14 protein-coding genes and 1 pseudogene are annotated in these 13,134 nt (G+C 64.5%); 10 read left to right on the plus strand and 5 right to left on the minus strand.

What is annotated here, in order from left to right; genetic code table 11:
- The first annotated feature begins 3 nt into the window (after positions 1-3).
- The 5 genes from ACQP2D_RS43015 to ACQP2D_RS43035 all read left to right on the plus strand — a co-directional run bounded on the left by ACQP2D_RS43015 (position 4) and on the right by ACQP2D_RS43035 (position 5,011).
- Entirely contained in the window at positions 4-381 is a 378-nt protein-coding gene (locus ACQP2D_RS43015) for a hypothetical protein (protein ID WP_433681611.1), read from the plus strand.
- Positions 378-1,676, plus strand: coding sequence for a hypothetical protein (locus ACQP2D_RS43020; protein WP_433681612.1), 1,299 nt, complete (start codon positions 378-380; stop codon positions 1,674-1,676). The genes ACQP2D_RS43015 and ACQP2D_RS43020 overlap by 4 nt, the downstream gene beginning before the upstream one ends.
- 4 nt (positions 1,677-1,680) lie before the next feature.
- Positions 1,681-2,484 (plus strand): ESX secretion-associated protein EspG, encoded by an 804-nt coding sequence (locus ACQP2D_RS43025; RefSeq protein WP_433681613.1) that lies wholly within the window; start codon positions 1,681-1,683, stop codon positions 2,482-2,484.
- 926 nt (positions 2,485-3,410) lie between these two features.
- Positions 3,411-4,493 carry an alpha/beta fold hydrolase gene (locus ACQP2D_RS43030; RefSeq protein ID WP_433681614.1) on the plus strand — a complete coding sequence of 361 codons (1,083 nt, stop codon included), beginning with the start codon at positions 3,411-3,413 and terminating at the stop codon, positions 4,491-4,493.
- Positions 4,494-4,723: 230 nt separating this feature from the next.
- A complete protein-coding gene (locus ACQP2D_RS43035) occupies positions 4,724-5,011 on the plus strand; it encodes a hypothetical protein (RefSeq protein ID WP_433681615.1) in 288 nt (95 codons plus the stop codon).
- A 126-nt stretch (positions 5,012-5,137) separates the two neighbouring features.
- Here the strand turns inward: ACQP2D_RS43035 and ACQP2D_RS43040 are convergent, their stop codons facing one another.
- Positions 5,138-6,367, minus strand: a complete 1,230-nt coding sequence (locus ACQP2D_RS43040; protein WP_433681616.1) for an acetyl-CoA C-acyltransferase — start codon at positions 6,365-6,367, stop codon at positions 5,138-5,140.
- A gap of 395 nt (positions 6,368-6,762) precedes the next feature.
- Between ACQP2D_RS43040 and ACQP2D_RS43045 the strand changes: the two genes are divergently transcribed.
- From ACQP2D_RS43045 to ACQP2D_RS43055, 3 genes are read left to right on the plus strand one after another with little or no spacing between them, the layout of a single operon-like run.
- A complete protein-coding gene (locus ACQP2D_RS43045; RefSeq protein WP_433681617.1) occupies positions 6,763-7,593 on the plus strand; it encodes a hypothetical protein in 831 nt (276 codons plus the stop codon).
- 30 nt (positions 7,594-7,623) lie between these two features.
- Complete coding sequence (locus ACQP2D_RS43050; RefSeq protein WP_433681618.1) at positions 7,624-9,564, plus strand: fumarate reductase/succinate dehydrogenase flavoprotein subunit; 1,941 nt, start codon at positions 7,624-7,626, stop codon at positions 9,562-9,564.
- 5 nt (positions 9,565-9,569) lie between these two features.
- Positions 9,570-10,316 (plus strand): succinate dehydrogenase/fumarate reductase iron-sulfur subunit, encoded by a 747-nt coding sequence (locus tag ACQP2D_RS43055; protein WP_433681619.1) that lies wholly within the window; start codon positions 9,570-9,572, stop codon positions 10,314-10,316.
- 54 nt (positions 10,317-10,370) lie between these two features.
- Here the strand turns inward: ACQP2D_RS43055 and ACQP2D_RS43060 are convergent, their stop codons facing one another.
- From ACQP2D_RS43060 to ACQP2D_RS43075, 4 genes and pseudogenes are all read right to left on the minus strand, one after another.
- Complete coding sequence (locus ACQP2D_RS43060) at positions 10,371-10,493, minus strand: hypothetical protein (RefSeq protein WP_433681620.1); 123 nt, start codon at positions 10,491-10,493, stop codon at positions 10,371-10,373.
- Positions 10,494-10,726: 233 nt separating this feature from the next.
- The gene (locus tag ACQP2D_RS43065) at positions 10,727-10,951 is read right to left on the minus strand and encodes a DUF397 domain-containing protein (protein ID WP_433681621.1); all 225 of its coding nucleotides are present in this window, start codon (positions 10,949-10,951) and stop codon (positions 10,727-10,729) included.
- Between the two features lie 14 nt (positions 10,952-10,965).
- A complete protein-coding gene (locus ACQP2D_RS43070; RefSeq protein ID WP_433681622.1) occupies positions 10,966-11,163 on the minus strand; it encodes a DUF397 domain-containing protein in 198 nt (65 codons plus the stop codon).
- A pseudogene (locus tag ACQP2D_RS43075) lies at positions 11,160-12,035 on the minus strand (helix-turn-helix domain-containing protein); the annotation flags it as partial. The gene ACQP2D_RS43070 and the pseudogene ACQP2D_RS43075, both read right to left, overlap by 4 nt.
- Positions 12,036-12,604: 569 nt before the next feature.
- Here ACQP2D_RS43075 and ACQP2D_RS43080 point away from each other — a divergent pair.
- Both ACQP2D_RS43080 and ACQP2D_RS43085 read left to right on the plus strand, forming a co-directional pair.
- Positions 12,605-12,895 (plus strand): hypothetical protein, encoded by a 291-nt coding sequence (locus ACQP2D_RS43080; RefSeq protein WP_433681623.1) that lies wholly within the window; start codon positions 12,605-12,607, stop codon positions 12,893-12,895.
- A complete protein-coding gene (locus ACQP2D_RS43085; RefSeq protein ID WP_433681624.1) occupies positions 12,895-13,101 on the plus strand; it encodes a hypothetical protein in 207 nt (68 codons plus the stop codon). The genes ACQP2D_RS43080 and ACQP2D_RS43085 overlap by 1 nt, the downstream gene beginning before the upstream one ends.
- The last annotated feature ends 33 nt before the right edge of the window (positions 13,102-13,134 follow it).

The following is a 13,134-nucleotide window of genomic DNA, read 5'->3' on the forward strand; positions in this document are numbered from 1 at the left end:
GGAATGATCAACGGCATCGATCCAGCCGAATGGACACGGCTACTCGACCAAGCCAATGCCGGTGAGCTATCGCTGGACCCGGAGGTTGGGAAGGACTTGGACAAGGTCTGCGACGACCATATCGACAGACTGAACTCCATACTGGAAAACATCAAGTTCATCGACCGCCAAACAGGCTTCGGCACATTCAACTCCGGCAAGATCCTGGAGAAGAAGTTCTCCGAGACCGCCTCCGGAACCGGTCGCTCACTCGACACCGTGATCATGCAGCACATCGATGCCGTCGAGACCGCGAAAGAGGTTGTCGCAAAAGCGATCGCGAACTTCGTCGCCCAAGACCAAGACCGCGCCGCCCAGTTCACGCAGGTGACCCCGGAATGACTTACGAGGACTACCAGCGCCGCATCATCGAGGCGCAGGAACAGTGGAACCGAGACCGCGACTGGATCTACAAGACCGAATCCGGTTACAAGAATTACGAAGGCGAAACGCAGCCGCCGCACGTCACCACCCCGGACAGCTACGACCACCTCACCCTCCAAGAAATGCAGACCGCAGTCTCCGCGATGAAGCCGAAACTGGTCGATGACGCGGTCACGATGTGGGCGAATATCGGTCTGGAACTCAGTGGTTCGTTCGAGTTGTTCAATCGCGAATTCGCACGAACCATCACCGGCCAGAACGGCCACTCCGGATGGACCGGTGCCGCGGCACAGGCCGCGACAACCGCAGTGAACAACTACTACGAAAAGTCCGTTCCACTCGCCACGGCGGCAACGGTGACCAGCCTGAAGCTCGCAGAGATGAAGACCGGCCTCGAGCAGACCCAGGCACTCATGCCCGGCCTCACCGAACGCCCGGAGATCACCGGCAAGACGCTGCCCAAGGAGGGCGTCATGAAGGCCGGCGAATACACCCAAACCGAGGCCGAGCAGGAGGGCCGCAGAATCCTGCGGACGGTATACGGCCAGGTGGCGGGGCAGACCGACGTCGGCGTCCCGTATATGCCCACAGCGCCGACGATCACGGACGGCCCCGCCGGCCCGGTCGCACCAGGGCCGAATCCCAGTGGGTCATCGGGCGGTTCGGGTTCGGGTTCGGATTCGGGTGGCGGTTCCGGTAACGGCAATGGCGGCGAGACCGGCGAGGGCTCGGGATCCGGTACGGGTACGCAAACGGGCACCGAGCCGTCGGCGGTGACGTCGGATGCCACCACGCCCACGAGTACGAATTCGCAAAGCGCCACGCCGACAACGCAATCCACTACCACGACACCGACCACGGCCGGAACCAGCGGCCCGATCACGGGCACCCCGCACTCCGCGACGCCCGGAATCGGCAGCCCCTCGACTGGCCGCATCGGCTCGGGCAGTCCGGGCGGCACCACCTCGGGCAGCCCGGGCCGCAGCGTCGCTGGCACACCCACCACCGGCACCACGGCCGCCGCCTCGGCCGCGCGCCAGAGCACCACGGCATCCGGCCGTGCCGGAACATCCGGAATGTCGGGTATGGGTGGCGCCGGTCAGGGCAAGGGCAGCGATGAGGATCGCAAGAAGGGCGTTCCCGATTACCTCATCACCGCCGAGCACGGCGAGGAAGCCACCGGACTGGATTCGCTACCCAAGACCGTGCCGCCGGTGATCGGCGGTGACCACGACGGTGCACAGCAGTACTAGGGGGATGACAGCCGGCGAAGCCGGCGGGGTGGGTAAGCACAGACTCACTGGGCTGGAGTTCGAAATGCTCTGGGCAGCATATGGTCGCGACCGGCTGCCCTACCCGCTGCACTATCGCACCGAAATCACCGAATTCGAGGAGCTGGAACGCCACCGCGAAGCCGCGCTCACCGCCCTGCTCGACAAGTATTCACCGGAACTCGAACACGCCATCGAGGTGCTGCTCGAGCCGGACGCCCGCGTGGAGTCCAAGGGTTTCGGCGGCCCCTACCTTTCCCAGGCCTACCGATTCCACGGCGCGGTCCGTGACCACATGGGGGCCGCGCTGACCCAATTGCCCGGCGTCACCGCCGACACCGGCGGCGACGTGGTCATTACCTACTGCACCGCACAGCAGGTCTGCACCCACGCCGTGGCCGCCTTGCCGCCGCGTGGTCCCGGCACGCAACCGCGACTGGAGTTCCGACGCGAGGAGATCGCCGCCGACCGCGACCGCCATATCCGCCGCGCGCACGACTACGGCCCCCTCGAACAACTGGACCGCATTTTCCAGCGCACCCGTTCCGGCCTGGGTGAGATCACCATCTACGCGGGCCCAGCCCTCGACGCGCGCCCCACGCCCGGCCGCGGCTTCTGGTGGATGGACTACCCCGACGGCCGCTACTACGTCAAAACCGGCGACCCGATCATCGCCGCCCCCATGGACCCCCAATCCATGGCCGCCGAAATCCACCGCCTACTCACCCTCACCCAGCGCTACCACCACGAAGACCGCGCCCACGACGAATACCTCCGCTCCCGCCGCTGACCCCTCCCGCACCCCACCCGGTCGACTGGCAGCACTCGAGCCGAGTCGAATGGCGGCTCGAGACAACCCCGCCACCATCCGCCTCGCCTCGCCTCGCCTCGCCTCGACAAGCAAAGCCCGACCACACAATCGGAGCCAGTCCCCAGACTGGAAGTCGCAGGGCTGCCTACGCAGGGACGGAAGAGCGTACGGCAAGCATGCCCAGCACTGCCCCGGTAGAACCGTGGACCACAGCCGTATCCGAGACAGCCGGACCCGGGGAGTCCGTGCAGGACAGCAAGCCCGACCATCGCACCACGACAGCACCATCTGGTCGCTTATAGAGGCGGAATGACCCATCACATGGCCGTCCGGGGGGTTCGATTACCGGCGGTCGGAACGCGTGAAGAGGCATCACGGAAGCGGTGGCGTGGCCCACGTGGTCACATCCGCATAACGAGCGGTAGGCGGTCGGTGACGGCTCGCGTCGGCTCCGTACGGAGACCGGTGCAGCGTCTGTCGATGTCGTGGTCGAGCAACATTGCGCAGGTGGCGGGGCCGGATCCGTGCGGTCGTTGCGACCTCGGAAAGTACGTGATCGGGAAATATCGGACAATCTCTGAGAATTTCTAGATAACGATAGACTTTCGATACTGGGCTCCGATAACCTTCCGATAACAATCTCTAGCGGACTCTAGGAAATTTGATCGATTGGCCGATAGAAGGCCGACGTAGCGGTCGATCATAGTTGTCTGCCGAAATCTAGCGTCTGACCTACAGGTCCTTAGATTCACCGATCGACGGGCCTGTACGCCCGGCGATGTCGATCACCAGCGTCAGTTGGACAACGCGTACATAACGGACGGTATGCGGCGTGAACGGCGCGGGAATCCAACTCGACATCCGGGCAAGAGCGCTCCGAACGGGTATCCCACAGGAGAACCTTCATGTCCACGACCCTCGCCCGCCGGGCCGCCGACTACGACGGCCATCGCATTACAGTGTCGGCCGACGACGGCACCCCGATCGCGGTCCGCACGTTCGGCGCCGACGACGCACTCCTGACCATTGTCTTCGTGCACGGTCACTGCCTACGCACCGAATCCTGGTCGTACCTGCGCGATCAACTGCTGCGACAGTGGGGGACGGCAGTCGGCGGAACCGACGGGGCGGGTATATACAGCGGGATGCCATCCGGCGGAACCGACGAGGCGGGTATATACAGCGGGATGGCAGTCGACGGGGCCGGTGAGTACAGGCAACAAGGCGCCCGGATGGTTTTCTACGACCACCGTGGGCACGGTGAATCGGGCGTCGCCCATCACTCGACCTACACCATCGAGCAGCTCGGCCACGACCTCGACGCCGTGCTGCGCGCGGTCGTGCCGACCGGCCCGATCGTGCTGGTCGGACATTCGATGGGCGCGATGGTGACCCTGGCCTATGCCCGGCTGTTCCCGGCGGCGATCGGCACCCGGGTGGTCGGCCTCGGCCTGATCGCGGGCGCGGCCAACGGCATCACCGAGATCGGGCTCGCTCGCTTCCTGAATCGGCGCGCGGTGAACTCGCTGCAGATCGCGGTGCTGCGCGCGCCGCGGTTCATGCAGGCGTCCAAGCGGCTGTCCCGCCGGATCTTCGAGCCGATCGCCCGCGCGGCGAATACGGGTACCAAGCGAACGAACCCTCGCATGGTCGCGGTCGCCGCGGCGATGATGAACGACACCCCGCTGCTGACCATGTCGAGCTTCCTCGCCTCGCTGATCACCTTCGACGAGAGCGCGGCGCTGCAGCGCCTCGGCGACATTCCGGCGCTCGTGCTGGCCGGTTCGGCCGACATCGTCGTGCCGTTCACACATTCGGTGGTTCTCGCCTCGCAACTGGCGGGCTCGCAGCTGGTGCGGCTCGAAGGCGCGGGGCACAGCGTGCACCTGGAACGCGCCGAAGAGGTGGCCTCCTACATTGTCGGCCTGGTCGACCGGGTCATCACCGCCATGCACGGTCAGGGCCCCGAGTACGCCACCGCCAGCTGAGTCCGCGTTCGTCGGAGCGCACGGATGCCTTGCCGGACCCTTCGGCAATATTTGGGCAAACATCCGAAAAGTAGGTCCGACGAGCCAGATCGCGATTCCTCACGTACTGTGTTGTAGATCACGTTGTGTGGTGAGTCACACGACTTGGTGCGGCGCGCTCCCAGGCAGACCATGGAAGCATCCGCTACCCACCGAGTTCGTCTGCCCGCCAAGGAACACAGGAGGTATCGATGACACGCAGCGAAATAGCTGAACTCCGCTACGCGGTCGGGCAGCTCCGGCAATCCATCGGCGCACTGCGCACTCACTACGGCGACGCCAATTCGGTGCGACGACTGGAAAACGACCTCGAGCGGCTCGTCATCGACGCCGATGAGCTCGAGCAGTCGCCGCCGCAGCAGCTCACCCGTCGCCCGCAGGAGACCATCTACGTCCCGGACAGCAAATCCGACGAGGCGGCGTGGATGGGTGCGCAGGACGAGGGCCTCGGCTTCCACTCCCGCCCGCGCACGAAGTAGCTCCCGGGTTCGGCGTGCCGTCCGTACCGCGGCACGGAAGCTGGCGCATACGCTTTCGTCACCGCACACGCGCAATCGCACGTGTGCGGTGAACAGCTCACCTGCGTAGCGGCCCCGGGATCCGACTCACGAGGCGCGGTGACGACCCGGCCTGCGGGACGGGCGGACGCCGTGAAAGCGGGCGCCGCGGGGAGTCTCGGGGATCGGGGCGGCGCCCGCCGATTCGAAGAGAGCCGCGATGCCATGGTCGTGGCCTAGTGCGATCGCCTCCAGACCGTAATTGCCATTGGTGCGAGCCAATTCGTGCAGCATCGTGGTCATGATCCGCAGGCCGGTGGCGCCGACCGGATGGCCGAGCGCGATCGTCGAACCGTTGACGTTGAGCCGCTCCCGCGGATCCAGCTCCCATTCCCGTACCAGCGCAAGCACTTCCACCGCGAAGCCCTCATTGACCTCGATCAGATCGAGATCGTCGAGGGTGAATCCGGTGCGGCCGAGCAGTTTGGCGACGGCCGGGGCGGCGCCGAGAGTCGCAGTGTCCGAATCACATCCGGCCGCGGCCCAGCCGACCAAATAGGCCATCGGCGTCAGGCCGAGTTCGTCGAGCCGGTCCTCGGCCACGACCAGGCAGGCCGACGCACCGTGCCGATGTGAACTCATATTGCCCGCGGTGACCACACCGCTGCCAATCAGCGGGCGCAGCGTTGCCAACGTACGGGTGGAGACGTCCTCGCGCACACCTTCGTCGCGCATGATCCGATGGCGCACCGCGGTATCGAACTCGTTCCACTCCCCGGGTTCGTCGACGACACCGACCGGGATCACCTCGGCGGAGAAGGTGCCCTGCCGCCAGGCGCGGGCGGCTTTGCGATGGCTCGCGACGGCGAACTCGTCGGCCGCTTCCCGGCTGATGCCGTAATAGCGGGCCAACTCTTCGGCATTCGCCAGATCGCCGGTCTGGTAGGGATCGCCATGGCGGGTCGCCGAGCAATCGCTGGCGGCCGAACATTCGACCCCACCGGCGACCACCACATCGGCCGCACCGGTCTGCACCATCATCGCCGCGGTGATCACCGCCTGCAGACCACTGCCACAGCGACGGTCGGTCAGGAATCCGGGCACCGCGAACGGCAGTCCGGCAACCCGCGCGGCCAGCCTGCTCAACTCAGGGGCACTGGCTCGGTTGTCGACACTGGCCATCGCGACATCCTCGATGCGCAGCGGATCGATGCCCGCGCGTGCGATCACCGCCGACAGGACGGTCGAGGCCAGCCATTCCGGCGGCATTCCGGACAGTGCGCCACCCTCGATCCCGCTCGGGGTCCGGACCGGCGCCACGATCGCGGCTCTCCTCATCTGGGTTACTCCTTCCCCCGGCAAAGCTGTATCCGCCTGCGGCGGGATGGCATCAGCGCACGTCAGCGGGTGATTTCCAGAAAAGATGACCACACGTTTGTTGCCGCCGCGTGACGTTCGTACGGTCGAAAAATCGACCGCCGGTTTCCTTGCGGGCGGGCCCGCTCGAATCATGTTCTGTTTTAGGAGAGTTCGGGGGCTTCGCGGTCCGTTCGCTGCCGCCCGCGGTCGGTAAACCTGGATCGAATGTGGCGGAAATCACGGACCTGAGGGCGGGTCATGTTTGGCGGGACACCGCTGCGCGATAGCGAGGGTGTCGTATGGTGCTCAGCATCACATTCGATTGCGGAGGTCACGGGGACCGTCCGCACAGCAGATCAGCGAGGCATCCACCTGTGAGTGCCGCACCGACCGCCACCCCGGAAACGGGAACCGGCGTCTTCAGCAAGACCAGGGCCGCCATCTCCGCGCGCACACTGCGCACCGACCGATGGTGGATCCCACCGCTAACGACGGCCGTAGGACTGGCCGCCTTCGTCCTCTACGCGACGATCAGATCGTATGTGCGAACGGCATATTGGGTAGACGACTACCACTACCTGACGCCGTTCTACTCACCGTGCGTGAGCACCGACTGCGTCGAGGGCGCGCGCCACTTCGGCGCCTGGTTCGGCCATATCCCCGCAATCCTGCCACTGGGCTTCCTGGTGCTGCCGTTCCTGCTCGGATTCCGGCTGACCTGCTACTACTACCGCAAGGCCTATTACCGCGCGGTGTGGTTCTCCCCGCCCGCCTGCGCGGTCGCCGAACCGCACGCCAAGTACACCGGCGAGACCAAGCTGCCGCTGATCATCCAGAACGCGCACCGCTATTTCTTCTATGTGGCCGTACTGGTTTCACTGGTCAACACCTGGGACGCGATCTACGCGTTCCACGGCAAGACCGGCGGGTTCGGCTTCGGCCTCGGCAATGTCGTGCTGCTCGGCAACGTGATTCTGCTCTGGGCCTACACCCTGTCCTGCCATTCCTGCAGGCACATCATGGGCGGCAAGCTCAAGCACTTCTCCGCGCATCCGGTGCGGTACTGGTTCTGGACCCAGGTCTCCAAGCTCAACACCCGCCATATGGCGCTGGCCTGGACCACCCTCGGCACGCTGGTGCTGACCGACTTCTACGTGATGTTGGTTGCCAGCGACACGATTTCGGATCTGCGGTTCATCAACTAACCGCCCTCACAAACCAGGAGTTTCGCGGCCATGCCAGAAGTGGAACGGCACAAATACGACGTCGTCGTCATCGGTGCCGGTGGCGCCGGACTGCGCGCGGTGATCGAAGCACGCGAACACGGTCTGTCCGTCGCGGTGGTGTGCAAGTCATTGTTCGGCAAGGCGCACACCGTGATGGCCGAGGGCGGTTGCGCCGCCTCGATGGGTAATGCCAATGAAAAGGACAACTGGCAAACCCATTTCAAGGACACCATGCGCGGTGGCAAGTTCCTCAACAACTGGCGCATGGCCGAATTGCATGCTCAGGAGGCACCCGACCGGGTGTGGGAGCTGGAAACCTATGGGGCGCTGTTCGATCGGACCGCCGACGGTCGGATCAGCCAGCGCAACTTCGGTGGCCACACCTACCCGCGGCTGGCGCACGTCGGCGACCGCACCGGACTCGAGATCATCCGGACCATGCAGCAGAAGATCGTCTCGCTGCAGCAGGAGGATTTCGCGGAGACCGGCGACTACGAGTCGCGCATCAAGGTTTTCGCCGAGTGCACCATTACCGAATTGCTCAAGGACGGCGACCGGATCTCGGGCGCGTTCGGCTATTGGCGCGAGTCCGGGCGGTTCGTCCTGTTCGAAACGCCCGCGGTGGTACTGGCGACCGGTGGTATCGGCAAGTCCTACAAGGTCACTTCCAACTCGTGGGAGTACACCGGCGACGGACACGCGCTGGCGCTGCGGGCCGGTGCGACGCTGATCAATATGGAATTCCTGCAGTTCCATCCGACCGGCATGGTCTGGCCGCCCAGTGTAAAAGGCATCCTCGTCACCGAGGGTGTACGCGGTGACGGTGGGGTGCTGAAGAACACCGAGGGCAAGCGCTTCATGTTCGAGTACATTCCGCCGGTCTTCAAGGGGCAGTATGCCGAAACCGAGGAAGAGGCCGATCAGTGGTTGCGCGATAACGACTCCGCGCGCCGCACCCCGGATCTGCTGCCCCGCGATGAAGTCGCCCGCGCCATCAACTCCGAGGTGAAGGCGGGACGCGGCACCGAACACGGTGGGGTGTATCTGGATATCGCCTCGCGGCTGCCCGCCGAGGAGATCCGGCGGCGACTGCCCTCGATGCACCATCAGTTCAAAGAGCTCGCGGATGTGGATATTACGAAGGAGCCGATGGAAGTCGGCCCGACGTGCCACTACGTAATGGGCGGTATCGAAGTCGATCCGGATACCGGCGCGGCCACGGTGCCCGGATTGTTCGCCGCGGGTGAGTGTTCCGGTGGCATGCACGGCTCGAACCGGCTCGGCGGCAATTCACTGTCGGACCTGCTGGTCTTCGGTCGGCGGGCCGGGCTCGGCGCGGCGACCTACGTCGAGGAGCTGTCCGAGCGGCCAACGGTATCCGACACCGATATCGCCGCGGCCGCGAAAGGTGCGGTGGCGCCGTTCGATCCGCCTGCCGAAGGGACGGGGGAGAACCCGTACACCCTGCACACCGATCTGCAGCAGGCCATGAACGATCTGGTCGGCATCATCCGCAAGGAACACGAATTGCAGGAGGCCATCACGCGCCTCGCCGACCTGCGCAAACGCTTCGACAGTGTGACGGTGGAGGGGCATCGGCAGTTCAACCCGGGCTGGCATCTCGCCCTCGACCTGCGCAATATGCTGCTGATCAGTGAATGTGTCGCACAGGCAGCGCTTTTGCGGACCGAGAGCCGGGGCGGACACACCCGCGACGACTTCCCGGCCATGGATGCGGCCTGGCGCAACAAGCTGCTGGTGTGCTCGGTCGATCCCGCCGACGCGGACGGACCGGTACCGGGCGTTCGGGTCGTTACCGAGGACCAGATCCCGATGCGGGCCGATCTGCTCTCGCTCTTCGATCTCGGTGAGCTCGAAAAGTATTACAACCCAGCCGAACTCGCCTTCCATCCGGCAAGTTCGATTTCAGCCACGGAAGGCGAGGCGTAGGGAAAATGGGTTATGACGCCGAATTCCGCGTGTGGCGCGGCGATATCGACGGCGGTGAACTGCACGACTTCACCGTCGAGGTGAACGAGGGTGAGGTGGTGCTCGACATCATCCACCGGCTGCAGGCCACCCAGGCGCCCGATCTCGCGGTGCGGTGGAATTGCAAAGCGGGCAAATGCGGTTCGTGTTCGGCCGAGGTGAACGGTCGGCCGCGGCTGCTGTGCATGACCCGGATGTCGACGTTCCAGCCGGATGAGCTGATCACCGTCACGCCGATGCGCACCTTCCCGGTGATCCGGGATCTGGTGACCGACGTGTCGTTCAACTACCAGAAGGCAAGGGAGATCCCCTCTTTCACGCCGCCGGACGATCTCAAACCCGGCGATTACCGGATGCAGCAGGTCGATGTGGAGCGCTCCCAGGAGTTCCGCAAGTGCATCGAATGCTTCCTGTGCCAGAACACCTGTCACGTGGTCCGCGACCACGAGGAGAACAAGGAGGCCTTCGCCGGTCCGCGCTTCCTGATGCGGATCGCCGAGTTGGAGATGCATCCGCTCGATGTGGCCGACCGCCGCAATCTGGCGCAGGACGAGCAGGGACTCGGACTCTGCAATATCACCAAATGCTGCACCGAGGTCTGCCCGGAACACATCAAGATCACCGATAACGCCCTGATTCCGATGAAGGAACGGGTGGCGGACAGCAAGTACGATCCGCTGGTCTGGTTGGGCAACAAGCTCTTCCGGCGCTGACCCGCCCTTTCGGCCACCGGCCGGGATCTGATGCCCGGCCGGTCGGCGCACCCTTTATAGCAACGCGACGACTCCGACGGCGACCACCCACACCAGCACGCCGACGAACAGCGATGACAGGAATGAGCCGGTGAGGACGAAGACACCCACCGCCGACACCGCGAAAAGCAGTGCCACGATCAGCCATTCCACCCAATCGCCCGGTCGCAACTTCCTGTACCGGGGATGGGAACTCTTGAGCCCACGGTCCACAAGTTGTTGTCTACCCGTAATTACCGTCGGCAAACGCACTTTCGTTGTCGAATCTGCACTGTTTCGTGATCTTCCCGATCACATCTGATCATCGTGTATCGCAACGACTCTGCCGTCACGTGACTGGACCCGGCGGGCTATCCGCCGGGCCGGTCGCACTATTCGGGCCGGTCGAACTCCCCATCGTGCACACCCGCGGTGAAGGCGGCCCATTCACCGGGCGTGAAGACCAGGACCGGCCCATCGGGATTCTTACCGTCGCGCAGTGCGACGTGCCCCTCCGCTAGCAACGCCACCTCCACGCTGTCCTTTCCGGTGCCATCACCGGCCTTGCGCCAGATCGCTTCGGACAGATCCACATTCGCGTCCTTGTTGATGCTCACGCCTCGCAACTCCCTCAGAACTCGCCGCCCGCCACACCGGCGGTGAAGGCATCCCATGCGCCCCGGGTGAAGACCAGGGCGGGTCCACTCGGATTCTTGCTGTCGCGTAGGCCGACCCGACCGCCGTCGAGGAAGGCGACCTCTACGCAGTCCTTACCCGCGCCGCTGCGGGTGCTCTTGAACCACTGCGCGCCAACCAGATCCAAACTCATGCCACATACTCCTTCGCTACCTGCCGTAGCAGATGTCTGCTGGGTTGAATATCCAGCGCACTGCGCTGGAGGCACTCGTGCGCACGATCGTACCGCCGTACATCAGCATGTCTTTCGAGGTACAGATCCCCCGTGAAGCCCTCGGCGTACACCACCGGCGGCTCGACCGGCTGGCCCTTGCTATCGGTTCCGAACGCCAGAACCGTGAACGGTCCGGTGGAAACCCCGAGTGGAACACCGGCCGCGAACGGCAGGATACGCAGGCAGATATTGGGTTGGGTACTGATATCAGCAAGATGACGTAGCTGCGCCGCCATCACTTTGGCGCCACCGACCACCCGGCGCAGGACCGATTCGTGCAACACCACATCCACCGTCGCCGGTGCGGCCTTGCGGGTGATCAATGCCTGACGCTGCAACCGCAATTGGACACGGCGCTCGATTTCGGCATCCGAATCGTCGGGATAGCCAAGGCGATTCAGGGCTCGAGCGTAGTCGGCGATCTGGAGTAGGCCGAGTACGAGTTCGGATTGGTAGGAGTTGAGTCGCTGGGCCGATGCCTCCAATCCGACGTAGACGTCGAAGTTCTCCGGGATGAGGTCGCCGTAGGCGTGCCACCAGCTCTTGACCGCGGCCTGCTGGGCCAAGCCCTTCAGGCCGTCGGACAGTTCGTCCGGGATGCCGTAGATGCGGCACAGCTCTTGGATATCGATGGTGCGTATGCGATCTGCCTGGCCTTTTTCCAAGCGCTGCAAGGTGCTTGCGCCCCACTCCATAAGTCGGGACGCTTCGGCGATGGTGAGGCCCGCCTGCGTGCGCCAGTCCCGAAGATATCTGCCGAGTTGGCGTCTGGGTAGGGTAGAGGCGGCATTGTCGGGGGATAGTCGGTCCGAAGGTTCGCTCCCCTGTGCGACATCCCGGGAACTGTCTGACGGTCTTGCCGAACTCGCTGACACAGCACGCTCCGTTCTGTATTCAATTGCGATGTTCGCGGGTCCCTAGGTCATCACGCAGGCTTCCGCCTCCGCACCCGCAGCGCACGCCGCGGGCCCGGATACAGACCCAAAGGTTTGCTCCGGGGCGACCTCACAAGCTCGGTTCCCCGTCACTTCGCTTGGGCAGAGGGTTCTTTCGTCCACTATGGAGAATCCTCCCTTCCCGGTTGGGTTTTGTGCTGGGAATTCGCGCCAAATCTTTGGATATCCACCAAGGACGTCGTTCGTGACATGTCACGGTGGTGTGCTGGGAATGTGCCCGGAGTGAATACGCGACATTCCCCTCCTTTGGTGAAAGCTCCGGGCACACACCGTATTCGATGGCGACGTTCGCGGCGCCCTCCGTGGTCACGCAAGCTACCGCCGCCGGAGCGCGTCGCGAGCGTCGCAGGAATCGCACGTAGGAACGAGGAGTCATGGCTGTAAGTGTCATAGCGTCGTCGTTGATGACCAGCGATTTGACCCCGCATCGGGCCCGCAGCGTCGGACACCAGAGCTGGGTGGTTTCCTATTTGCCCGGGCGCACACTGACCTGCGCCCAAGCGGTTGCCGCCCTCCAGGTTGCTGAGGTGGTGCCAGCGCTGCTCGGGGCGGTCGGCGATCTCGCCGAAGGGATCGGACTCACCCCGCTCGAGGCATTGGGGATGGCGATCCAACAGGCCCCGTGGGACGACGGGCCGGTCTCCCGATACAGCCGACATGTCCGCTCGGTGCGCCGCCGGGCGGAGGTGGCGTGATGCAACTCACCAACCTGAATATGCATGTCGCCTCGCTCCTGGCCTGTGGCAGCGACCCTGGTGTGCTGACGACCGAACAAGCCCACGCCGCAATGCAACTGCATATCGACTGCACCGTCGACCGATGCCGGGTCCGCCGCGCGGCCCGCACGACACTGGTCGAGGCGGGCAAATGTGTGTTGGACGAACGCGCGCTGCAGTTATGAGCGCCGCCGAGCCGACAGCCATCGTCTCGACCA

Origin of the sequence: Nocardia sp. CA-119907 (genome assembly GCF_050955995.1) — a bacterium.
GTDB lineage: Bacteria > Actinomycetota > Actinomycetes > Mycobacteriales > Mycobacteriaceae > Nocardia.

What these genes read in the sequence shown, in the direction of transcription:
- ACQP2D_RS43015 (WP_433681611.1), top strand. Translation starts at nt 4, where the DNA reads ATGATCAACGGCATCGATCCAGCCGAATGGACACGGCTACTCGACCAA.
- ACQP2D_RS43020 (WP_433681612.1), top strand. Translation starts at nt 378, where the DNA reads ATGACTTACGAGGACTACCAGCGCCGCATCATCGAGGCGCAGGAACAG.
- ACQP2D_RS43025 (WP_433681613.1), top strand. Translation starts at nt 1,681, where the DNA reads ATGACAGCCGGCGAAGCCGGCGGGGTGGGTAAGCACAGACTCACTGGG.
- ACQP2D_RS43030 (WP_433681614.1), top strand. Translation starts at nt 3,411, where the DNA reads ATGTCCACGACCCTCGCCCGCCGGGCCGCCGACTACGACGGCCATCGC.
- ACQP2D_RS43035 (WP_433681615.1), top strand. Translation starts at nt 4,724, where the DNA reads ATGACACGCAGCGAAATAGCTGAACTCCGCTACGCGGTCGGGCAGCTC.
- ACQP2D_RS43040 (WP_433681616.1), bottom strand. Translation starts at nt 6,367, where the DNA reads ATGAGGAGAGCCGCGATCGTGGCGCCGGTCCGGACCCCGAGCGGGATC.
- ACQP2D_RS43050 (WP_433681618.1), top strand. Translation starts at nt 7,624, where the DNA reads ATGCCAGAAGTGGAACGGCACAAATACGACGTCGTCGTCATCGGTGCC.
- ACQP2D_RS43055 (WP_433681619.1), top strand. Translation starts at nt 9,570, where the DNA reads ATGGGTTATGACGCCGAATTCCGCGTGTGGCGCGGCGATATCGACGGC.
- ACQP2D_RS43070 (WP_433681622.1), bottom strand. Translation starts at nt 11,163, where the DNA reads ATGAGTTTGGATCTGGTTGGCGCGCAGTGGTTCAAGAGCACCCGCAGC.
- ACQP2D_RS43080 (WP_433681623.1), top strand. Translation starts at nt 12,605, where the DNA reads ATGACCAGCGATTTGACCCCGCATCGGGCCCGCAGCGTCGGACACCAG.
- ACQP2D_RS43085 (WP_433681624.1), top strand. Translation starts at nt 12,895, where the DNA reads ATGCAACTCACCAACCTGAATATGCATGTCGCCTCGCTCCTGGCCTGT.